At 53.8% G+C, this 18,164-nt stretch carries 18 protein-coding genes; 9 read left to right on the forward strand and 9 right to left on the reverse strand.

The features are described 5' to 3' along the window. Window positions 1–80 precede the first annotated feature (80 nt). The 4 genes from KP806_RS08875 to KP806_RS08890 all read right to left on the reverse strand — a co-directional run bounded on the left by KP806_RS08875 (window position 81) and on the right by KP806_RS08890 (window position 2,931). Complete coding sequence (locus KP806_RS08875; protein ID WP_224723223.1) at window positions 81–1,289, reverse strand: multidrug effflux MFS transporter; 1,209 nt, start codon at window positions 1,287–1,289, stop codon at window positions 81–83. 183 nt (window positions 1,290–1,472) lie between these two features. After that, a complete protein-coding gene (locus KP806_RS08880) occupies window positions 1,473–2,234 on the reverse strand; it encodes an AAC(3) family N-acetyltransferase (RefSeq protein WP_224723224.1) in 762 nt (253 codons plus the stop codon). A gap of 78 nt (window positions 2,235–2,312) precedes the next feature. Beyond that, window positions 2,313–2,501, reverse strand: a complete 189-nt coding sequence (locus tag KP806_RS08885; RefSeq protein ID WP_224723225.1) for a sporulation protein Cse60 — start codon at window positions 2,499–2,501, stop codon at window positions 2,313–2,315. A gap of 4 nt (window positions 2,502–2,505) precedes the next feature. Beyond that, window positions 2,506–2,931: a GreA/GreB family elongation factor gene (locus KP806_RS08890; protein ID WP_224723226.1), complete on the reverse strand. Its 426-nt coding sequence runs from the start codon at window positions 2,929–2,931 to the stop codon at window positions 2,506–2,508. 323 nt (window positions 2,932–3,254) lie between these two features. Here KP806_RS08890 and KP806_RS08895 point away from each other — a divergent pair, with 323 nt between their 5' ends. The 4 genes from KP806_RS08895 to KP806_RS08910 are packed head-to-tail and all read left to right on the forward strand — an operon-like array spanning window position 3,255 to window position 6,187. Continuing rightward, window positions 3,255–3,590, forward strand: coding sequence for a DMT family transporter (locus tag KP806_RS08895; RefSeq protein WP_224723227.1), 336 nt, complete (start codon window positions 3,255–3,257; stop codon window positions 3,588–3,590). Between the two features lie 6 nt (window positions 3,591–3,596). Next, the gene (locus KP806_RS08900) at window positions 3,597–4,502 is read left to right on the forward strand and encodes a decaprenyl-phosphate phosphoribosyltransferase (protein WP_397376372.1); all 906 of its coding nucleotides are present in this window, start codon (window positions 3,597–3,599) and stop codon (window positions 4,500–4,502) included. Window positions 4,503–4,524: 22 nt separating this feature from the next. Continuing rightward, window positions 4,525–4,935, forward strand: coding sequence for a divergent PAP2 family protein (locus tag KP806_RS08905; RefSeq protein ID WP_224723229.1), 411 nt, complete (start codon window positions 4,525–4,527; stop codon window positions 4,933–4,935). A 10-nt stretch (window positions 4,936–4,945) separates the two neighbouring features. Beyond that, window positions 4,946–6,187, forward strand: a complete 1,242-nt coding sequence (locus KP806_RS08910) for an ArnT family glycosyltransferase (RefSeq protein ID WP_224723230.1) — start codon at window positions 4,946–4,948, stop codon at window positions 6,185–6,187. 78 nt (window positions 6,188–6,265) lie between these two features. Here the strand turns inward: KP806_RS08910 and KP806_RS08915 are convergent, their stop codons facing one another. Then, window positions 6,266–6,772, reverse strand: coding sequence for a GNAT family N-acetyltransferase (locus tag KP806_RS08915; RefSeq protein ID WP_224723231.1), 507 nt, complete (start codon window positions 6,770–6,772; stop codon window positions 6,266–6,268). A 37-nt stretch (window positions 6,773–6,809) separates the two neighbouring features. Continuing rightward, a complete protein-coding gene (locus tag KP806_RS08920; RefSeq protein WP_224723232.1) occupies window positions 6,810–7,394 on the reverse strand; it encodes a GNAT family N-acetyltransferase in 585 nt (194 codons plus the stop codon). Window positions 7,395–7,870: 476 nt separating this feature from the next. On the opposite strand from KP806_RS08920, the gene KP806_RS08925 reads away from it, so the two are divergent. Beyond that, window positions 7,871–8,557, forward strand: coding sequence for a response regulator transcription factor (locus KP806_RS08925; RefSeq protein ID WP_224723233.1), 687 nt, complete (start codon window positions 7,871–7,873; stop codon window positions 8,555–8,557). After that, on the forward strand, window positions 8,554–10,083 hold the full coding sequence (locus KP806_RS08930; protein WP_224723234.1) for a sensor histidine kinase: 1,530 nt from the start codon (window positions 8,554–8,556) through the stop codon (window positions 10,081–10,083). The genes KP806_RS08925 and KP806_RS08930 overlap by 4 nt, the downstream gene beginning before the upstream one ends. On the opposite strand, the gene KP806_RS08935 is transcribed toward KP806_RS08930, so the two are convergent. Further along, the gene (locus tag KP806_RS08935; RefSeq protein WP_224723235.1) at window positions 10,073–10,240 is read right to left on the reverse strand and encodes a hypothetical protein; all 168 of its coding nucleotides are present in this window, start codon (window positions 10,238–10,240) and stop codon (window positions 10,073–10,075) included. The genes KP806_RS08930 and KP806_RS08935 overlap by 11 nt on opposite strands. A 155-nt stretch (window positions 10,241–10,395) precedes the next feature. On the opposite strand from KP806_RS08935, the gene KP806_RS08940 reads away from it, so the two are divergent. Genes KP806_RS08940 through KP806_RS08950 form a run of 3 tightly spaced genes read left to right on the forward strand, consistent with a single transcriptional unit; the run spans window position 10,396 to window position 13,786 of the window. After that, window positions 10,396–11,109, forward strand: coding sequence for a polyphosphate polymerase domain-containing protein (locus tag KP806_RS08940; protein WP_224723236.1), 714 nt, complete (start codon window positions 10,396–10,398; stop codon window positions 11,107–11,109). A 1-nt stretch (window position 11,110) separates the two neighbouring features. Next, window positions 11,111–11,830, forward strand: coding sequence for a DUF4956 domain-containing protein (locus KP806_RS08945; protein ID WP_224723237.1), 720 nt, complete (start codon window positions 11,111–11,113; stop codon window positions 11,828–11,830). An 18-nt stretch (window positions 11,831–11,848) separates the two neighbouring features. Further along, entirely contained in the window at window positions 11,849–13,786 is a 1,938-nt protein-coding gene (locus KP806_RS08950; protein WP_224723238.1) for a CotH kinase family protein, read from the forward strand. A 298-nt stretch (window positions 13,787–14,084) separates the two neighbouring features. Here KP806_RS08950 and KP806_RS08955 read toward each other — a convergent pair whose 3' ends face one another. Together KP806_RS08955 and KP806_RS08960 are read right to left on the reverse strand one after the other, a co-directional pair. Continuing rightward, window positions 14,085–15,719 carry an extracellular solute-binding protein gene (locus KP806_RS08955; RefSeq protein ID WP_224723239.1) on the reverse strand — a complete coding sequence of 545 codons (1,635 nt, stop codon included), beginning with the start codon at window positions 15,717–15,719 and terminating at the stop codon, window positions 14,085–14,087. Window positions 15,720–15,732: 13 nt separating this feature from the next. Beyond that, window positions 15,733–18,042, reverse strand: coding sequence for a helix-turn-helix domain-containing protein (locus tag KP806_RS08960; protein ID WP_224723240.1), 2,310 nt, complete (start codon window positions 18,040–18,042; stop codon window positions 15,733–15,735). Window positions 18,043–18,164: the final 122 nt, after the last annotated feature.

Genomic DNA, 18,164 nt, shown 5'->3' on the forward strand with positions numbered 1-18,164 from the left:
CCTCCTCGTATTGGAATGGGTTACCTGCTAATCATTTACCCTCTCCTGCTACGGGCCAAACATTTGAAGCACCTTTAATTCTATGAACTGTACGCGTGTTCGGGCTTCCTTCTGGCAAGGAAAAAGTATGCCAGCATCGCTGCTGCGCTTGTCAATAAAATAATGACGCCTAACGGAACGGCAGTATCTTCGCCCGCAATGCCGACCAGCGGAGAGACGACCGCTCCGAGCAAGAAAGGAATGACGCCAAGCAGCGCCGCGGCGCTGCCCGCCATATGCCCCTGGCTCTCCATGGCAAGCGGGAATGCTGCCGTTGATGTAATGCCGATTGCCGCTACGAAGACAAACAACGGAATCACCAATGCGAAAAGCGGACCATGGGCGAGGGCCACCATCAAGACTGTGATACTTGCCAAACAGGCAAGTCCCAGGCCAAACAAGAGAAAGGTGTGTTCGGATACGCGATGCGACATCCGTCCGACCAGCTGGGAGCCGATGATCAGGCTGATACCGTTCGATCCGAACAAAAGAGCGAATACGGTCGGCGAGGCCCCGTAAATATTTTGATAAATAAAAGGGGTTCCCGATACATACGCGAATACCCCTGCGATCATGATCCCCTGTGCCAGCATGTAGCCGAGAAACTGGCGGTCTTGCAAGAGCATTCCGTAATTCCGCAGCTGCTCCACGAAGTTGCTCGGTCTGCGCCGATCGGATGGCAGTGTCTCCTGCAATCTCCATTTTGTCATCGTTAACAGGTAGATGCCGAGCAGTGCCAGCGCTATAAATACGCCGACCCAGCTAGTGAAAGAAAGAACCCCGCTGCCGGTAACCGGCGCCACGAGCGGACCCAAATTACCGACAAGCAAGAGCAGCGAGAAAAATTTAGTGAGCTCGTGTCCGCTGTACAGGTCCCGTGCGATCGCCCGGGAAATGACAATACCCGCCGAAGCGGCAAACCCCTGCACGAATCGGAATGCGATCAACATCCAGATATTAGGCGAAAAGGCACAAGCTAACGAGACGGCGACATACACGGCCATAGAAATAAGCAGCGGATAACGTCTCCCGTAGACGTCGCTCAGCGAACCCATGACGAGCTGGCCGGTTCCGAGTCCGAGTAAGCAAGCGGTCAGGCTGAGCTGCACGAGCGAGGCCGACGTCTCGAATTGCTTCACAATCTCCGGAAACGCCGGTAAATACATATCGATCGTAAACGGCCCGAGTGTCGAAAATAAACCGAGGAGCAAAGCCAGTCTAAAAACATGCTGATTGTTCTTGTTGGTCATGATAAAAATAATCTCCTATTCTTCTTCCAAATCCAAAATCTATAATCTCTATTTATCGCTTTCGAATATGCACAAAAACCGGAATCCGGCTTGTACGTTCCGAAGCAAGAGTCTGTTTTTCATCCTATCATAACTGTATATATTTCGGCAACAGTATGCGATCGAATCAAGCGTAAATTTATTTTAAAGATCCAGCGCATTATTATCCGAAAACAAATCCGGATTGTCCCTGAGCATTTCAGTAATCACTTTCGCCAACGCCGCCGCATCACAAACCCTTACAACAGCATCTCCGAGCTGCCCTTTATACATCGCACCGTTTCTTTCAAGGACCTCATCAACTTTCCAAAAATGTTCCGACCACGACAACCCATAATGCCTGCGGGAAGGTACATGGATTTCCGTTCCATCGGGTAAAACCGTGAAAAGCTGCTCATGGCCATCCGTCAGCCTGCCCGGTATGTCTACCCATTCTTCTACTCCATGGATATAAGTGTTGCGCCTTAAATCTACTCCGATTAACAAGATCGTCGCTTTGCGGTCAAGCAGCTTTCCCCACGCGGAACCTCTGGCACAAGGCGTGTCAAATCGATGATCGTCGCAAGTAAACTCTTTCGCATCCCGTCCAAAAGCCGCCACCGAATGGGTGGGATGCAGCGAGCGAATCACACCGGGCCGTTTCCGGAAAAGTTCCGGCAAAATCCCAACGCAGGAAGGTGAATGATCAAGAAAAAATCTCGGATGATCTGCATTAATGTAGGACCATGTATGGGTAGGGAAAACCAGCAGTCCATCCTTCATATAGTTAGTAAAAACGTCTATGACCGTTTCCGCGCCACCCTCGACAAGCCCCATACTTTTCATCGAAGAATGGACCAGCAGTGTCCCATCGCGGTCAATTCCCAGCAGCTCTAATTGTTTCATTAAACTCTCTTTCGTGTGCATTCTCTTCCCCCCGGTTGCCATAAATCGTTGAATGCCGCAGGCTGCGCCTGCGGCATTCCGGTGTAAAGCCGGAGCAAACTATTCGCTCGTTCTGTACACGACCAGAATCGAACTCCTCTGCTGTCCCGTGCCGTTCAAAGTCGCCTTCATGACCGATCCATAACAAATATTAACGACTTGACTCTCATCAAGCGTTTCCAGAAACTGATTGACCTTTTTCTCAGCAAAGGAATTATCCGAGTCAATAAATTCTTTCACTTGAATCATCCGATTACCCTCCATATTCAATATCTTCAATATTAATTTTAGTAACGCCCAAAGGTAAATCGAGTTCATGGCTCTGCATGACCTTCGACAGCAGTAATTTTCTCCCAATCGGGGAAAGAAACGAAATCCGGTTCAACTCGGGCTGCGCTTCATTCGGAAAGACAACCGTATAGGTCTCACAGGAGCCGTCGTCCTCGTAACGAAGCTTCACCTGACTTCCGATCAGAACGGTTGAGTGAATCGTTGTCTCATTAAAGTCCGAAACGATGTGCTCGAGCTCCTTGCAATAGGACGTCAGCAGCCGGTCCAGATCGGCTCTCTCTTTACTTTTATCGTCGAAATACGGTTTCAGGAACTTGGCTTTCTCATCGTCAAAGTAAACGAGCTGGTTGATCAGCTGTGTCTTACAATCCATTAATCTACGGTTCATAGTAGATCTCCCCCCCGGTACGCTGCACGCTTCCAACATTATTTCTTAACCATTGCATTGTGAATCCCTCCTATAGAAATAGAGGCCTCCGGTTGAAGGAGGCCTTTCAGGTATAATAACAAATATTGTTTCCGTTTCCAATATGGAAAATTGCAGGAATGCCCTTCGCTTACTCCCCCGGCCGCCATCGGCCTCATCACCGTTCAGCACCCGTAGGCTCAAAGAACCATTAGTCCTACTCTGATAGATTAGGTATATACAAACAACAAAGCCAGTGGTTATAATGAAATTTCGCGAGGAAAATTTTGGATGGGTGGTTGAACATGCAGTACGTTACGATTCTGGTATCCGTCCTGCTTGGCGCATGCGCGCAAGTGTTATTGAAGCTGGGCACGATAAAGGCCGGATCCTTTGCTCTACTTAAACTTTTTACCAATCCCTATACGCTTGGCGGGCTCGTGCTGTACGGGTTATCCGCTCTGCTGTGGATCGTCGCCTTATCCAAGGTTCAGCTCTCGTATGCTTATCCGATGGTTTCGCTTGGGTACGTGATCGTGTTCGGGCTTTCTTATTGGATTTTCGATGAACCGATCAGCCTGCTGCGAGCCGGAGGGCTCGTCTTGATCGTACTCGGCGTGCTGATGATCGCAAAATCATAGTAAAGGGTGGTTAACTTGCAAATTTCAAAGCTGGAAAGAGAAAGGGCGAACCCTGCCGCGGCACTTCTCGAGCAGCTCCGCCCCAAGCAATGGACCAAAAACGTACTGTTGTTTGCCGCACTGCTCTTTTCTTTGAAAAATGCCACTTGGGAGCTCATCGGCCTCACCTTCGCAGGCTTTTGCCTGTTCTGCTTCGTGTCGTCCTCCGTTTATATTTTGAACGACTATATGGACATTGAAGCGGACCGCAATCACCCGGCGAAGCGCTACCGCCCGATGGCATCCGGAGCGCTGAACCCGTCGCTCGCTTTAGCGTTCGGAGCGTTTCTGCTTCTTTTTTCGCTGGGCGCCGGCTATTACATCGATTATTTATTTGGCATTTTGCTTAGCGTTTATTTCCTGCTCAACCTCGCGTACAGCCTTAAGCTCAAGCATGTCGTCATTCTGGACGTCATGACGATCGCCGCAGGCTTCGTGCTGCGCGCGATCGGCGGCGGCATTCTGATAGACGTGCCTTTCACCCCGTGGTTTCTGATCTGCACGATGCTTCTATCCTTGTTTTTGGCCATCGGCAAAAGATGGCACGAATACAAGCTGGCCGAGCTGAACGGCTCCGCTCACCGTAAAGTGCTTGCCTACTACAACGCGGCTTTGCTCGGGCAAATGAGCAGCATCGTCACGACGGCAACTATCATCAGTTATGCGCTGTTCACGTTCACCTCGGGGAGGACGATTCACCTCATGTGGACCATTCCGTTTGTCCTATACGGCATTTTCCGCTATCAGTACCTGATTTATGTGGAGAACAAAGGGGGAAGCCCGGACAAGCTGCTTTTTGAGGACAAGCCGATTTTGCTGACGGTCGTGCTTTATGCGCTCAGCGTTGTCGCGATTTTAACGTATTTCGAATAATGGAACAGGGAGATTGTTGTTGATGCTTTACGTTCTTGCGCCTTTTCTCGGATGGTTCTGCTCGGGAATCATCAAATATTTGATCAATTATTTGCGGTTTGGCGGCAGCGCGGCCAAAAGCCGCATGGGCAACGGAGGTTTTCCGAGCACGCATGCGAGCATTATGAGCACAACGGCCGTTTTGATCGGCTGGGAGCAGGGATTTCTGACTCCCATTTTCGGACTTGCCGTTGCCGTCACCTACATCGTTATCATCGACGCAACCGGCTTGCGAAGGCATGTCGGGTATCATGCGGCTGCGCTCAATAAAAGCGATCCCGGCTTGAAGCTGAGAGAAAGCATGGGCCACACGCGGTTCGAGGCGATCGGAGGCGTCGTGCTCGGCATCCTGCTTGGAAGCCTGCTTTACGGAATACATGAATTAATAAAATAGAGGGATCAAAATGAGAAAATATATCGTTGGCTCCATCCTGCTTCTTTCGCTGATTATTCAAATCATGTTTGTTCTCACGGTGCAAACGGTACCTGAATCCGATATGAAGGGCTATGACGAGCGGGCGATGCTGTTCGCGGAGCGGCAGAGCTTCAGCTACGGAGGCGAATACAACGGATCGACGTACCGCCCTCCGATGTACATTTTGTTTTTGGCCGCCATCTACAAACTATTCGGCCACAGCTATCCAGCCGTCTATGTCATTCAAGCGATGTTTAGCGTCGCCTGTCTCGCACTCATTTATTTCATAACCGTAAGGCTGTGGAACGGCACGGTCGGTACGATCGCACTCGTCTTATCCGCTTTGTATGTACCGTTTATCGGTTATTCCGGTATTTTGCTGGCCGAAATTTTGTTTTTATTTTTTCTGCTGGCCTCTTCCTATTGCGCAATCCGCGCGATTCAGACGAGATCGATTCCTTTTACAGTATGCTCAGGCGTATTATGCGCTCTGGCAACGATGACGCGGTCGATCAGCCTGCTGCTTCCCGTCGGCATCGTCATCATGCTTGCCCTTTACTACCGGAAGCAATTGTTTACGAAAGCGGCGATGCTGCGGGTCGGTTTGTTTTTTGCGGCGATGCTGCTGACGATCAGTCCGTGGACGATCCGCAATTATGTGGACACGGGAGAATTCGTCCTGATCGACTCCATTTCCGGGCTTAATCTGCTGATCGGGAACAACGAATACGCAACCGGCTTTTTTACGTTCGACGTTTGGGAGACGGAAGGCTGGAAGGCCGCCCATCAGCCGCAATACAACCTGCCGCAGGCCGATAACGTGATGCGTGATTATGCCGTGCAGTGGATTCTTGACAATCCGATCCGTTTCACGGAGCTTACCTACCAAAGAGCGGTTGCCTATTTCACGGTGAATACCGACTGGTTTACGTCTTCGTACGGGTGGCACCATATTTTGTTTAACAAAATGAATTTCGAGGCGCGCTACCATTCGTTCTTGTTCATTTGCTTCTTTTTGGGGCTGCTGCTTATCCGCAAAAAAAGGCCGGAGCTAGTGTTCATGGCCATCGCCGTCCTCTATTTTATCGGGCTTTCTTCGCTGTTCTACATGTCGCCGAGATACCGCCTGCCCGCGATGCCGTTTATGCTGATTTATTGCGCTTATTCGCTTTATTGGCTGGCTAGCGCCATCAAGGCCAAGTGGGCCTCTTTCCGATCGGCGCGCATTTGAATGACGTTCAAAAACCGGCTTTCCGCTTCGTGCGGGGGGCCGGTTTTGTTTGTGAGCATATCTGTGATTTTGCTCTTGTTAACATTTTTTATAATAAAAAATAGTGGCATCCAATTGTCCGTTCGCAGACCTGGCATAGTCAGGGATCCGACCCGCCTGTATGTATCCCAAAGAAGCATACAGCAAATTGGAGGCATCCCCCTCCCTCGTGTCGAGCACCAGCAGAGTTCTGCCCTCCAGCTTGGCCCGCTGCTCCGCATGCTGCATAAGCGCACGGGCGATTCCTTTACGCCGGTAAGCCGGATGCGTCATCAATTTGGCGATTTCTGCGCGATGGCCGCCGTTTTGCTTCATGCTTAACTGCAATTGCACGCTGCCTGCAATCCGGCCGTCCGCAGCCGCAATGAACAGAAGCGTATCCGGGGCGATCACGCTTTGCCAATACTTTTCAGCCTCCGAACGTGTTAATGGAGGCAAAAAACCGATAGAAGCCCCATCCTCTACAACCTCGATCAGCAGCTCCGACAGCTCGTCCAAATGTTCATGGATGGACGCCAGCTGTTCGATTTTCCATTCGTTCGCCATCACTTCACCACCTTTTTTACGATAAATGCCGCGACGCTTAAAGCTCAATCCCGCGGATTTTGGAGAAAACTATCGTATCCCTTAAAATGCCGTCAACGTCGCATCTGTCATTCCGCAGCACTCCTTCGAGGCTGAAGCCGAGCCGCTCGGCTACTTTCGCGCTGCGGACGTTCCGCGAATCGCAGCGGATTTCGATCCGGCCGGCCTGCAGCTCCCGGGCCGCAAACGCCGTAATGGCATCTACGGCTTCCGTAATATATCCCTGTCCGGAGTAGGAAGTGCGTACCCAATAACCGATTTCGAATTTGCGCGCCTGCCAGTCGATCCGGTGCAGACCGCTGCTGCCGACCAGCTCCCCCGTATCCTTCATCAGCAGAAGCAGCCTCAGATCGGAACGGTCCAAAAACTGCAGCCGCGAGCGGCGGATGCTGATCTCCGCTTCCTCCGGCGTCGGCAGCCGCTTCGCCCACGGCATCCAGGGGCGCAGCTCCCTGATGCTTTCTTTTACAGCTTCGTGCACGATCGCACCGTCATTCCACCGGGGAGCGCGAATGAGCAGACGGCTGCTTTCAAAGCTCTCAGGCATGTCCAGCATGATTGGTTCCCTTTCCAGAAATCCCATGTGCCACCCTCCATCGACAAGCTTTGCTTGTTAGCATTTAGAAATATTCGCTTCAGGGCCTCTTCTTCCCTTCATAAATAAGTTAGAGGCTGTCACAAAGGTTATGAAGCGGCCGGTGAGATGGCTGGCCTGGACTCAATCGACCGCTTTTTGTAAAGGACAAAAAAGACACCTAGCCCCCATTTTGTGCGATTTCTTTATTCTAACGGTCATCTCGGCGCTTTAAAGCTATGCTCGTCAAGAAAGAAAACCGTCCATCCGACCTAAACGTCGCCCCTGTCCGTCAGCCGCTGACACTTGCTGCTTAGTCCTTCCAAGGATCGTTTATGTCCATTACCTTACCAGACAAGTCAGACGCGGCAGATCAACGCTGGCGGTATTCCGCTGAAAGTTTGCTGAAGGCCGGGCAAAAAAGGTGCATCTTCGTCCAAAAAAGCCGATAATAGACGGTAGTGTCAGGAGAGGAGAAATAAATCATGTCATCCTTAAAAGGAGTTAAAATATTGCTCGTCGACGACGAGCCGAATATCGTGCAGTTTCTGGAGCTGGGGTTGATGAACGAGGGCTGCGACATCCGTACCGCAAGCGACGGGGAAAGCGCGCTGCTGGAAGCCGCGGACTTTAAGCCGCATATCGTCATTCTGGACGTCATGATGCCGGGGATGAACGGCTTTGAGGTTTGCCGCGCCTTGAGGGCGGCGGGGGATCCGGTGTCCGTCATTATGCTGACCGCCAAGGACGAAGTCGACGATCGCGTCAAAGGCTTGACGCTCGGTGCGGACGATTACGTCGTAAAGCCGTTCAGCTTCAGCGAGCTGCTTGCCCGGATCGGGGCCAGGCTGCGCAACCAATTTCCGCATTTGCTGGGCGAGGTGACCTGCGGTCCGTTCCGGCTCGACGACCGGAGGAAGGAAATCGTCTACCTGGATCAGCCGCTCGAGCTGTCGCCTACCGAATTCGAGCTGCTGCGGTTTATTATTTTGAACAACGGCGTCGTTCTAAGCAAAGCTCATATTTTGGACAAGGTATGGGGCTATCAGTTCGGAGGGGAAGAAAATATCGTCGAGGTGTACATCCGGTCCCTGCGCGACAAATTAAACGATAAGGAGCACCGTCTGATCCGGACGCTTCGCGGCGCCGGCTACCGGATGGACCTGCCATGAAGGATAACCGCACCGGCAAGCTGCTGCGGCTGCTTGAGCCGCGTTCTCTCCGCTACCAGCTGCTGAGCCGCACCCTGCTCCTGCTCGCCGCTTTATTGCTGCTGATCGGTATCCTGCAGTATTTTCTAATGAAGGACTTCCTGTATCAGAACAAAGCCGAAACGCTTACCGCCCAGATTATGGCGATGCCGATCGATTGGTTCAGACCCGAGGGCGAAATAGGCAGAGCGCCGGACAGCCGGCTGGAGCCGGATACGGCTGGGAACGCCGCAAGCATGGATGGCTGGAACGAGCGTGGACATCGGCAATCGCCTGTATTTTATCAGCCGGGCTTGTCTTTGGCGTTTGTCGATAAAGACGGCACTGTCACCGACCTGTCGAAGGAAAGCGACAGCAGCTTGCCGGCGCTCACCGCAACGCAAGTTGCCGAGATCGAGGACTCGCTTCAAATGAGGGGCCAAATCGAGTATACGCTCGTCAACGATTCCGCCGGAGACGAGCAGCTTGTCGTCTATCGCCTGGCAGGGCCGCCGAACCGGTCGGAAGGATTGATTCAGGCCAGCACCGATACGGCTTCCCTCAAGCAGCTGCTCATGACGCAGCTTGCTATCTTCGCAGGACTCGCCGTCATCGCTTTGGCTGCAGGACTCGCCTTGTACTTGCCGCTGCTGCGCAGAACGCTGAAGCCGCTGTCCCGGATCGTGCTGGCGGCGAGGCAGATCGACGCCGGCAATTTGACCGGGCGCCTGCCCGTAAGCCAGGGACAGGAGGAAATCGACCGGCTGTCCGATGCGTTGGGCGGCATGCTCGAGCGGCTGAACCGCTCCTTCGAGGCGGAGCGCAGAACAACCGCCAAGATGCGCCGCTTCATCACGGATGCTTCCCATGAGCTGCGCACGCCGCTTACATCCATACACGGCTTCCTCGAAGTGCTGCTGCGCGGGGCGGCTTCCAATCCCGAGCAGCTGCATCGCGCATTGTCCAGCATGCATCTCGAGTCCAAAAGAATCAACAAGCTTGTAGAGGATTTGCTTGCGGTCGCGAAGCTGGATCAGGAGCCGCGGCTGCAGCTCTCCCCGGCTCGTCTCGATCTCGTCATCGCGGAAATGGAGCCGCAGCTGCAGCTGCTTGCCGGAAGCCGGAAGCTGGAGCTCAGCCTCGCGCCGGATATTCAGGGAAGCTTTCACGCCGACCAGCTCAAGCAAGTCGTGCTGAACCTCGTTCTTAACGCCGTGCAGCATACCGATGCCGGGACCGGCCTCATCCGGCTGACCCTTCAAGCAAAGGGAAATCTTGCCGAGCTTACGGTGGCGGATAACGGCTCCGGTATCCCGGAGGAGCATCTGCCGCACATATTCGAAAGATTTTACCGAAGCGAAACGTCCCGAACGAGAAAAACCGGAGGCGCCGGCCTCGGCTTGTCCATCACCAAATCCATCGTCGAGGCCCATCGAGGCACAATTACGGCGGAAAGCAAGCCGGGCGAAGGCACTCTTTTCCGCGTACGTCTTCCGCTTAATGCATAATGACAAACCCATCCAGCTTCTCCCCGGTCGCATCAAAGGCCTGATACGTCAGCGTGTCGCCTTTGATCATGATGCCGGCGAACATCTGCTTTCCGTTTTGAAAGCGGACCTTGTCATAAACGCCGGCGAGCATCACCCTATCTTTGCGAAATTTCAAACGTCCAGCCTCCCTTCTCCCCTTTCATTTTAGCCATTAAAGCGCTGAAGGCGCATTCAGCAATCTTTCAGCCGGCGTTAAGTTAAGAATAAGTAAAGGACGCTAGAATTGCATTTGTAAGCAACAAGGGGCGCCAATCGGAAATGAGGTGTGAAATGAACAAGAGCCTGAAATACAGGAACGAGCTGAAATTTTTTATTAACCGGCATCAATATTACGTCATCCGCAATCGCTTGAGAGACCTGATGGAACAGGACAAGCATGTCGGGCCGACCGGCGAATACCATATCCGGAGCTTGTACTTCGACGACATCGACAACAAGGCTCTGCATGAGAAGCTCGGCGGCGTGCGCGACCGGGTCAAATACCGGATCCGGATTTACAACGGCAGCGATCACGTGATTCATTTTGAGAAAAAAATCAAATTCAAGGACTACATCGCCAAGGTGAAGGAGCCGCTTACCCGGGACATGTACGACTCGCTGATGGGCGGCAACTACGGCGTTCTGAAAGAGCAGAACAAGCCATTGCTCGACGAAATTCACGACGAAATGAAAAACAGGCTGCTGCGGCCGAAGGTCATCGTCGATTATGTCCGGGAGCCTTACGTCTGCGTCAACGGCAACGTGCGGATTACGTTCGACAAGGAGCTTCGCACCGGCCTGCATGCGGTCGATATTTTCGATCCCAAGCTTCGGCCGGTGAGGGCGATCGATCACGATCTCATTATTTTGGAGGTCAAATACGACGAGTACATTCCCGCCTACATCAAAATCGCGCTTCAGCTAGAAGGCTTGAACCGGCAATCCGCGTCCAAATACGTCATTTGCCGCAAATATTTAAAATTTAACACTTGGGAGGATTATTAGTATGGCAACGACAACAACCACGGCCGCTGCAGCGACCGATACGACAACGAATTTTACCGATGTCTTCAAAAATTCGGTGCTCGAAAATTTCGCTTCGGACATCAGCCTGTCGAAAATATTAATTACGCTCGGCGTCGCTTTTGTTATCGGACTTTTTATCTATTTGCTTTATAAACGGATTTTCAGCGGCGTCCTTTATTCCAAAAGCTTTAACGTCTCGCTCATCGGCATGACGATGATTACCGCGGTCGTCATTATCGCGATCAACTCAAACCTCGTCCTCTCGCTCGGTATGGTCGGCGCGCTCTCGATCGTCCGGTTCCGTACGCCGATTAAAGACCCGACCGACCTGATTTTTCTGTTCTGGGCGGCGGTTGCCGGCATCGTGACGGGCGCCGGCTTCTTCACGCTTGCGGTCGTCGGCTCCATCGTCGTCGGACTGATTTTGTTCTTCTTCGTCAAAGGCGGATCGGCGGAATCGCCGTACCTGCTGGTCGTGAACTGCGACAGCGATGCGACGGAGCAGCTCGTCCACAAACAAGTAAGCTCCTTGGTGAAGCGCTATAACGTAAAGCAAAAAACGGTGACCGGCGGCAATATCGAGATAACGCTGGAGGTAAGGCTGCGGGACGAAACCGGCCGCTTTGTCAACCGGCTGACCGAGCTGGCCGGCGTACGAAACGCGGTGCTGATCAGCTACAGCGGAGATTACGTATCTTAATAACCGGGAGGTGACAGCATGAAAGCAAAAGCTAAGGCATGGCTCCTCGGCTGCTGCTCCTTTCTTCTCCTGACCGGGTTAACGGGATGTGCCGCGGACGGCACATCCTTCGGCCTTGCGAGCCTGGAGGCTTTGGCGAGGGGCACGGCGCCTTCGGAGGACGAGCAGCTGCTGGACGAGACGGTTTTTCCAAAGGATAAGGTAGTCGACGTGAAAATTACGATCGATCCGGATGAATTCCAGGACATGCTGGATAACGCCAGCGCCGAGGAAATGCACGAGGCCGCGGTCGAGTATAACGGGCAGCGCTTTGAGAACGTAGGCATCCGCACCAAAGGCAATCTGAGCCTGAACAGCGTCGTCCGGATGGCGGATTCCGACCGCTACAGCTTCAAAATTTCTTTTGACGAATATGTCAGTCAGACGCTGGCGGGCATCAGCAAAATTAACCTGAACAACAACTACAGCGACGCTTCGTATATGCGGGAGTTCCTCTCTTATGAGCTTGCGGAGACGATGGGCCTGCCAACGCCAAAATATTCCTATGTGAACGTGTACGTAAACGGCGAGCTTTGGGGCTTCTATTTGGCCGTCGAGCAGATCGGCGACGCTTATTTGGAGCGCAATTTCGGCAATTCGTTCGGCGCGCTGTACAAAGCGAACGGCGGAGCCGGCAGCGAGCTGAACTGGCTGGAGACGATCGGCGCTTATACGGGGCTTGATTTGAAATCGGAGAAGTCTAACGGCGATATTTTGCTGGATATGCTCGATGAGCTGAACAACGGCACCGATTACGAAAACGTGCTCAATGTCGAGGGAGCGCTTAAATATATAGCGCTCAATGCGGTGGCCGGCAACTTCGACAGCTATTTGTCGGAGAAAAAACACAATTTTTACTTGTATGAGGATAATGGCATATTCAATATTTTGCCTTGGGATTACAACATGTCGTTCGGCGGCTTCGGCGGCACCGGCGTGCTGATCGACGAACCGACGACAGGTGCGCTGGCTGACCGTCCTCTGATTGCAAAGCTGCTTCAGGTCGAGGAGTATAAGGAGCTGTATCACGGCATCATTGCGGATATGCTCAAGGGTTACTTGAAGGGCGAAACGTTTGACGCCAGAATTGCCGAGCTTCAGGCTATGATCTCTCCTTACGTCGATGCGGATCCTTCAGCCTTTTATACGTATGAGCAGTACGAGCAGGGCATTCAGCAGGTGATCTCGTTCAACGAGCAGCAAACCGCCTCGATCGCCAAGCAGCTGGACGGCACAATCCCGTCGGCAGGCGACGGCAGCGGCACTGCAAGCGGCGGCTTCGGCGGCGGCGGTATGGGCGGTATGGACGGCGGCTTCGGCGGCGGGCGCGGCGGCAGGCAGCAGATGCAGCAGCAAATGCAGCCGCAGCAGGGGCAGCAGGAGCAACAGGAGCAGCAAAATACCGGTGCTGCCGGTAGTGCGGAAGCAGCCGCTTGGAACGGAGCGGCGGGCGGCACGATCGTTGCGGCAGCCGTTGTGGAGGAACCGGCTGCTGAGAGCGGCGCGGACGCTGAAGCAGGCGCCGCTAACAGTCAGGACGCCGGTGCGAACGGCGGCGGCGCAGCTATGCCAGGCAACACGGATGCCACCGCGGGCGGCGGCACCGATGCCAACGCGAATGGAGATGCTGCGGCTCCTAATGCCCAAGGCGGCGGGGTGGCTCCTGCGGACGGGCAATTTCCGGACGGCGGCCAGATGCCCCCGGACGGCCAATTCCCCGGCGGGCAAGGCGGCTTCGGCGGCGGGGCCCGTCCGGATGGCATAGGCATGGGCGGCGGCTTCGGCGGCGGAGCTCCCGGCGCCGCGGCCGCACAGCCGCAAGGCACTCCGGAGGAGGCGGCAACGGCCGGCATTGCCATTGCCCTCCTTCTTCTATCCTGCGTATTCGTCGTCTTTTATAAGCGAAAGCGGCTGTAGCCATGAAGTTACTTTACATGAAGTTACTGTAATGGATACAGCCCCAAGTCGAGCATGAGAAGCAGACTTGGCTGCTTTCTACGAACGGATCCATGACGCATGCAAAAACAGGTTCAAAGAGCCGAATTTCGGCTCAATGAACCTGTTTTTTCTACGCACAAGCCTTGGTTCTCTTAATACAAATGGACTATGGATCCGCTAATCCGCCCAAAAACAACTATTTCCTATCTCCACGGACTACACTTCCGTTAACTAGCCTATAACGCTCTTCTGTAGAGTTTTTGCACCGTTTCGTCCCTTACCTTGACGCTCCGTCGTATGCCTTCTGTATGATCTCCACGTACCGGTCCGCGTTCAACTCCCGCAGCCCGTTCACGTAGTCCTCCCAGTCTTCTTCCAAACGTTTACTGCCCGTAATGAATTGCAGCATGTTTTCTTCGACGTAATTGCGGATGCCCAGCTGCAAAAAGCTGACCTCGTCCGCGGCCTCGGACTGAATCCACAGCGGCTCCACCGCCAGCACTTGCTCCGGTTCGTGCCCATCGTACAGCTTCGTAGCTTCCATCAGCCTGCGTTCGTAGCCGTCCGGGGCATAAATGTCCGTGCCCTGCACCCAGCTGTCGCGGTATTCTCTCGGCATATAGAAGTGACCCATGCCGCTCCAGCCGGAATTATTCGATTTTTTCCCGCTCTCGGCCGGTATTCGCGTAAATTGCGGCTTAATCGCTGGGTTTAGCGCCTGCTCGCCCGGCAGCGGCTTCCTCCAGTCGACGCCTTCCTTGCCCACTTCGGCGAAAGCTTGCCCTTCCGGCGTATACATATAATCGACCATCTTAATCAGCGCAATCCGGGCTTCCTTGCCGGCTTTGTTCGTAATGACAAATTTGGCTCCCGGCGTAACGCCGATATTCATGTTCGTAGCGAAGGAAGCGTGCGGCCCCTGCAGAGGAGGCAGCGGATTGTAGTCCTTCCCCCGCGTGCTGCCCGGCCCCGTATTGACGAAAATATCCGGATGCATGGCTGCGCCCGCCCCGAGTATTTGCGCACCCGCGTTCTCACCGATTTGTTTGAAGGCGACGGCGTTTTGCGTGAAGGCTCCGGGATCAATTAAGCCTTCGTCGTACAACGACTTGATGTAGGCGAGCCCTTCCCGCCATTCCGGCTTGTCGGCAGCCAGGCTGACTTTACCGTTCATCAGCTGGAGATAAGTCCTATCGTCGTCGTAGATGAAGCCGTTCATGAGAAAAGGTACGATGCGCACGCCAAAATCTTCGGTGGACCCGCTAAGCGGAATTTCGTCCGCCACGCCGTTCCCGTTCGGATCCATCGTCTTGAACGCCCGCAGCACTTCCCTGAATTGATCCGTCGTCTCCGGCATGTTCAGCTTCAGCCGTTCCAGCCAGGCGGTGTTGATCCACATTTTGTTAGGATAAGAACAATGATAACATTCGCTGTACGCCACCAAGCCGTAAATATTCCCGTCGGGAGCCGTATGAAACGCCCGGAGCTCCGCATTTTTCTCCATGGCGGACTTGATATGAGGAGCATATTGGTCGATCAGATCGTTCAGGGGAAGGAACACGCCCTGCTGGCCGTAACGCAACACATCCGCCTGGGAAAACTGGTCGACGTACGTCGTCAAAATGTATGCATCGGGATAATCTCCGCCAGCCAGCGAAATTTGCCGTTTCTCCTTGGCGCCGGCCGATTCGACCGCATTCCATTCGAATTTGACATTAAACTTCTCTTCCAGCTCCTTTGTAAAATCGTTGGTCGCGAGATCGCCCGACGGCTCTTGCTGGGCGAATACGCGAATCGTGACGGGAGCGGCGCCGCCCGCACGATCGGCGGCGGGCTCCGCCCTGGACGCGCACGCCCCGAGGACCAATGAAAGCGAGAGGGCCGCGGCGATGATATGAATTGTTTTTTTCACGGGTATCCCCTCCTTATCCGTCCACAGCCGATTGCCTGAATACGCTGGGCGATACGCCCGTCACCCGCTTGAACGCCCTTCGGAAGGAGTGCGAGCTGTTATATCCTACCTGCGCGGCGATTTCGTCCACAGTCATCGCTTCTTGCTTGAGCAGAATCGATGCTTGTTCCATTCTTACGTTCTCCAAATAATCCGATAAGTTGACGCCCGTCACTTCCTTAAACAGCTGCGAAATATATTTTTCCGGGCGCTCCACTTGCTCGGCAATCCGGTACAGGGTCAGCGCCGAATCGGCATAAGCGGATTGAACATAAGTCTTGATCTGTCCGATCGTCCGCATATGGCTGTCGTTCTTCCGGCTGCGCACTACCTCGCACAGCGCCTCCGTAACGCCGGCCAGCTCCTCTTGTATAATCTCAAGCGGCTCCGCGGGCTGGATGCCGATAATCCGGTTTTTCATCTCCTCAAAGGACTCCGCTTCCATAAATACCTTCTGGTCGAGCAGCTTCAGGAACGTTCCTTTCATCTCACCCGCCAGCTGCTGCTTCATCTCGAAGGACAGCTCCCTCTGTTCCGTGTTCCGGGACACGATCGATTGCAAAATCCGCCTGGCCTCCTCCAGCTCTCCTGCGCGCACCGTGCCGATCAGGCGAAGCTCCAGCTCCAGCGGATAATGGTAGGTCGCGCTTTCGTGACGGGTATCCTCGTACCAGGTCAGCTCCTTGCGGTTCTGGTGAACGGCTACGTCCAGCGTGCCTTTCGCTTGCTCGTAGGACTGGCTGACCTCCGTGACCGTCCGGAACAGTCCTCCGAGCACCACCGTAACCGAGATGCGGAATTCCTCGAATGCAAGGGCAGATACCCGCTCCAGCGTCTTCGCCACTTCTTCCTTGCCGATGCCGGTCGCCGCTTCCATATCCGGGAAGGCGAACAGGAACACGATTTTGTCCGAGCCGGTATCCGTCATGCGGACGGAGCTTCCGGAGTCGGTCAGCGCTTGCTTCAGAATGAACCGGGCCGCGTTCAGCTCGTTAAGCACCTCGACGTTGTCGAGCAGCGGATAACCGTTTACTTGCAAAATGCCGACGTACCCTACGTCGCCGTTCAAACCCGCACTTGACTGGACGGCTGCGGCGATAACTTCATCCCGGGTTTGAAACTCGCCCGCGAGCAGCCGCTTGAAAAACGCGTCCCGCACAAGCGGCGCCTGGCGGTGAAGCTCCGATTCCAGCCGCTTGTGCTGCGTCAGCATCTGCGCGATATTGCCGTGCAGGAAGTCGAATTCGTTACGATGGGACGGATCGTCCTGCCCTTGTCCGAACTGCTCCTTCATGACGCCAAGAATGCGTATGATAGGCGCGCTGTTCCGGTACGACAGCAGCAGGCCTACGACGAGGCCGGCAAACAGGGCGATGCCGGTTACCGTCCACGTAATGAATTTGATTTGATTGGCGCTTTCCATGAGCGCTTCTCTTGGAATACCCGCCCGGTACACCCATCCCGTCGTATCCGATTTGATCGTAATGACCAGGTCATCCTCGTAAAATTGGTTCAGCTTTTCCCCGTCGAAGCTTTTGTCTGTCGCCAGCGCAGCAACCTGCTCCTCATCCGCTCCGCGAAGCCCGACCGTATGGCCTTTCGCATCGGTGATGTGAATCCAGCCTCCGTAACGGTCTGTCAAGCCGGATAAAGGATCCGTGATCATTTTCTGATCGATCATGACGACGGCGACCGCGGGAGAAGACCCGTTGAAGCTGTCCAGAGGCAGCGACTGCATATATGTCACGACCGACGTTTCGGTCTGGTTATCCATGAAGGGTCTAAGCGCCATGATCTCGCTGCGGTGGGTGCGCGCAAGCACGCTGCTCTTCCACTCGTCGAACGGCATATCGAGATAATGATAGCTTTTGTAATAATGCTCCGGGCGGAAATAAGCCGATCCCGGGGTCAGCACGACGTCGTAATTGCTTAAATATACGTAAAAATTTTTCAAAAAATCGTTGGTCTGTCCGAACGTCAGAACGTCCTTCATCATTTTCCAAATGCCGTACACGTTCGATTGGCCGCTTGAGCCGTTTTCGTTCATGAGAATACCTAAATCCTGGTTAATGGCAAGCTGCCTCGTGAACCCTTCGACCTCGGCCATCCGGCGTTCCAGCAATTCCTTGCTCTTTTGAAGCTGCGTCACGCCGTTCTCGATCGAGACGGACTCCGTAACGTTAATAGCAGTCTGGTAAGACATATATCCTGCAATGCTGGGAATGATCAGGATGATGAGATACGAGATAAGGAATCTCCTGAACACCCTGGAATACCTTGGCAAGCCGACTCCCCCTCATGACAATCGCATATCTATGTGAGCGCTATCATACCCGATTGCCGGATTTCCCGCAAGTCCTCAAGGGCATTCGGGCAAAAGAAAAGCAACTGTCGGCAACAGTTGCT

This window comes from Paenibacillus vietnamensis (genome assembly GCF_020169515.1).
GTDB lineage: Bacteria > Bacillota > Bacilli > Paenibacillales > Paenibacillaceae > Pristimantibacillus > Pristimantibacillus vietnamensis.

Bases quoted from the DNA above. Each gene is read 5' to 3' on its own strand.
- KP806_RS08875 (WP_224723223.1), bottom strand. From the start codon at position 1,289: ATGACCAACAAGAACAATCAGCATGTTTTTAGACTGGCTTTGCTCCTC.
- KP806_RS08880 (WP_224723224.1), bottom strand. From the start codon at position 2,234: ATGCACACGAAAGAGAGTTTAATGAAACAATTAGAGCTGCTGGGAATT.
- KP806_RS08885 (WP_224723225.1), bottom strand. From the start codon at position 2,501: ATGATTCAAGTGAAAGAATTTATTGACTCGGATAATTCCTTTGCTGAG.
- KP806_RS08890 (WP_224723226.1), bottom strand. From the start codon at position 2,931: ATGAACCGTAGATTAATGGATTGTAAGACACAGCTGATCAACCAGCTC.
- KP806_RS08895 (WP_224723227.1), top strand. From the start codon at position 3,255: ATGCAGTACGTTACGATTCTGGTATCCGTCCTGCTTGGCGCATGCGCG.
- KP806_RS08905 (WP_224723229.1), top strand. From the start codon at position 4,525: ATGCTTTACGTTCTTGCGCCTTTTCTCGGATGGTTCTGCTCGGGAATC.
- KP806_RS08910 (WP_224723230.1), top strand. From the start codon at position 4,946: ATGAGAAAATATATCGTTGGCTCCATCCTGCTTCTTTCGCTGATTATT.
- KP806_RS08915 (WP_224723231.1), bottom strand. From the start codon at position 6,772: ATGGCGAACGAATGGAAAATCGAACAGCTGGCGTCCATCCATGAACAT.
- KP806_RS08920 (WP_224723232.1), bottom strand. From the start codon at position 7,394: ATGGGATTTCTGGAAAGGGAACCAATCATGCTGGACATGCCTGAGAGC.
- KP806_RS08925 (WP_224723233.1), top strand. From the start codon at position 7,871: ATGTCATCCTTAAAAGGAGTTAAAATATTGCTCGTCGACGACGAGCCG.
- KP806_RS08930 (WP_224723234.1), top strand. From the start codon at position 8,554: ATGAAGGATAACCGCACCGGCAAGCTGCTGCGGCTGCTTGAGCCGCGT.
- KP806_RS08940 (WP_224723236.1), top strand. From the start codon at position 10,396: ATGAACAAGAGCCTGAAATACAGGAACGAGCTGAAATTTTTTATTAAC.
- KP806_RS08945 (WP_224723237.1), top strand. From the start codon at position 11,111: ATGGCAACGACAACAACCACGGCCGCTGCAGCGACCGATACGACAACG.
- KP806_RS08950 (WP_224723238.1), top strand. From the start codon at position 11,849: ATGAAAGCAAAAGCTAAGGCATGGCTCCTCGGCTGCTGCTCCTTTCTT.